Source organism: Halanaerobiales bacterium, assembly GCA_035270125.1.
GTDB lineage: Bacteria > Bacillota > Halanaerobiia > Halanaerobiales > DATFIM01 > DATFIM01.
This window is the reverse complement of sequence record DATFIM010000216.1, coordinates 1-2,456: the sequence shown is the minus strand read 5'-3', so window position 1 is coordinate 2,456 and position 2,456 is coordinate 1. Positions and strand designations below refer to the sequence as shown.

Annotated in this window: 3 protein-coding genes; all 3 read right to left on the bottom strand. The window is 31.0% G+C overall.

The features are described from left to right. Window positions 1–809: ROK family protein (locus VJ881_10775; GenBank protein ID HKL76535.1), on the bottom strand; the 809-nt coding region annotated here is incomplete at its 3' end. After that, window positions 802–1,485, bottom strand: a complete 684-nt coding sequence (locus tag VJ881_10770; protein ID HKL76534.1) for a hypothetical protein — start codon at window positions 1,483–1,485, stop codon at window positions 802–804. The genes VJ881_10770 and VJ881_10775, both read right to left, overlap by 8 nt. 125 nt (window positions 1,486–1,610) lie before the next feature. Next, on the bottom strand, window positions 1,611–2,456 hold an 846-nt coding region (locus tag VJ881_10765; protein HKL76533.1), incomplete at its 5' end, for a radical SAM protein.

Genomic DNA, 2,456 nt, shown 5'->3' with positions numbered 1-2,456 from the left:
GCTTTCAAAACTCCTCCACCCAGGATAATCATTTCTGGATTGAAAATATTTACTAAGTTAGCAATCCCAATCCCTAAATAATAACCTGCCTTAGCAAAAATATCCAGAGCTTTCTGATCTCCTTTAGCTGCAGCTTTGGCTGCTAATTTAGCACTTAACTTCTGATCTTTAGCTAATTTTTTAATTAAAGTCGATTCATCATTTTCAACAGCTTTTTTAGCCATATTTTTTATAGCTGTTCCTGAAGAAAAAGATTCAAGACAGCCATAATTTCCACAACCACATTGAGGACCAGTAGGGTCAACTGTCATATGACCAATTTCTCCGGCATTACCGGTATGACCATAATAAATTTTACCATTAATAATAATTCCCCCACCAACTCCAGTACTAATAGTTATGTATAATAGATCATCAGCTTCTTTACCTACTCCAAAAACTTTTTCCCCTAAAGCGGCAGTATTAGCATCATTTTGCAAATAGGTATTAATACCCGTTTCTTTTTCTATTAAATCAACTATTTCCATATTTTTAATAGGAAGATTTGCACTTTCATAGATAATACCTTTCTCTACATTAAGTGGACCAGGACTGCCAATTCCAATTGATTTTATTTTTTCTATTTTAATATCGGTTTTTTCCAGTACTTTATAAATACTTTTAAAAATATTTTTCTTTATTCTTTCCTGCCCTAATTCTGTTTCAGTTGCAAGTTTAACTCTAGCTATAATTTCACCATTATCATTTGCAACTGCCGTTAATATTTTAGTACCACCTAAATCTATACCAATATATTTATCTTTAGTCACTACTCATCTCCTCCTCACTTTCTTTTTCTAACATATGGTCTTTGCCATTTAAGATTAAAATACTGACAAAAGAATTCAGAAATAAAAAAGCTCCTACTCTAGTTAAGAGCAAAATAATAATAAAAACAAAAATAATTAAACTCCAGAGTAAAGCAAATAAGAAATTATATACTGTATTTTGATAGGCTTTTTTTAAGTATTTAAAAAATCTGAGATTATAATCTTCAGAAATCATTCCCCAGAGGTTAATCTGAAACATATTAAACATAATTATTAGATATAAGATAATAACTGGAAATATCAAAAATAACTTATTATTACCAACTTTATCTAAAACAAAGAAAAAATCATAAACTAAAACTCCATATACAACTGCAGAAAATACAAAAATAATAAGAGAAGTATAAAGTTTTTTCCTTACTCTCTTTAATACTTTTTTTATTTCAAAATTACTATTATAAGCTAGCTCAAGACCTACTAAAATCAGGGGCCCACCGGCTAAAATAGGAATGGCTAAAATAAAATAATTGCCTCCAAAAATCGAACGCAAAGTAATAAAATATAAGAAAGTTATAACAAAAAACCAGATAATATTAAAAATCATATATTTTAAATAATGTTTTTTAAAATCATTCCAGGATTTTTTTAAAAGATATCCAATATTCAGCAGAATCACCTCCTATTTGCCAAAAAACTAATTTTTCGCAATTTTTTTTATTATATCATGCTAGAAAAACTAAGTAAAGAAATAGAAAAACCCCCAAAATGGGGGCTGAATTTCAATTAAGTACTATTTTATTCTTAATCATCATTTTTTCCATTAGATTTTTTCTTTCTTTTTTCATCAATTGGTTTGGATATTTCTCCCCATCTTTCTGCCAAATCATCAAGCTGACTTGCAACATCTTCTTCAAAAATATTATCTGCCCCAGGATGAGTAGGTTTTGCTCCTGATTCTTTGACCATTTCTCTTAATTGTTCCGGGTTATCGATAATCGGACAGGGCTTGAGCATATTTTCATTAAAAGGCTGTCTTTTCTGATATTCTTTAAATAGTGGATTTTGTAAAGCTTCTTCCAAACTCTTATTTTTAATATTATCTGCTGCAAAGTGGACAAAAGCACAGGGCTCTACTTCACCTTTAGCATTTATGTGAAAATAACGTCTTCCCCCTGCTATACAACCATTTGTATAAATTCCATCATTCCAAAAGTCAGCTAAAAATATCGGTTTATTTTTCCGGATTTCAGGTACCCGTTTTGCCAGCCAGGCTCTCTGTTCTGGAGTAACCATCATATCGAGATTAGGTTCTCTTCCTATCGGAATATAATGGAAAGACCAGCCATACATTGCTCCTTTATCAACAAGCATATCCATGAATTCATCACTGAATATTTCTTTAATATTATTTCTGGTAGCAGTAAGACTTACTCCAAAAACAATACCTCTTTCTCGAAGACGATCCATAGTATCCATTACTTTGTCAAAGACACCTTCACCACGTCTTTCATCAGTAGCTTCTTTCCAACCTTCAAGACTGATAGCAGGAGTAACATTACCCACTTCAAGCATTTTATCAGCCATCTCATCATCAATTAAAGTTCCATTTGTATACATCATGAATCCACAATCATCATGTTTTTCAAA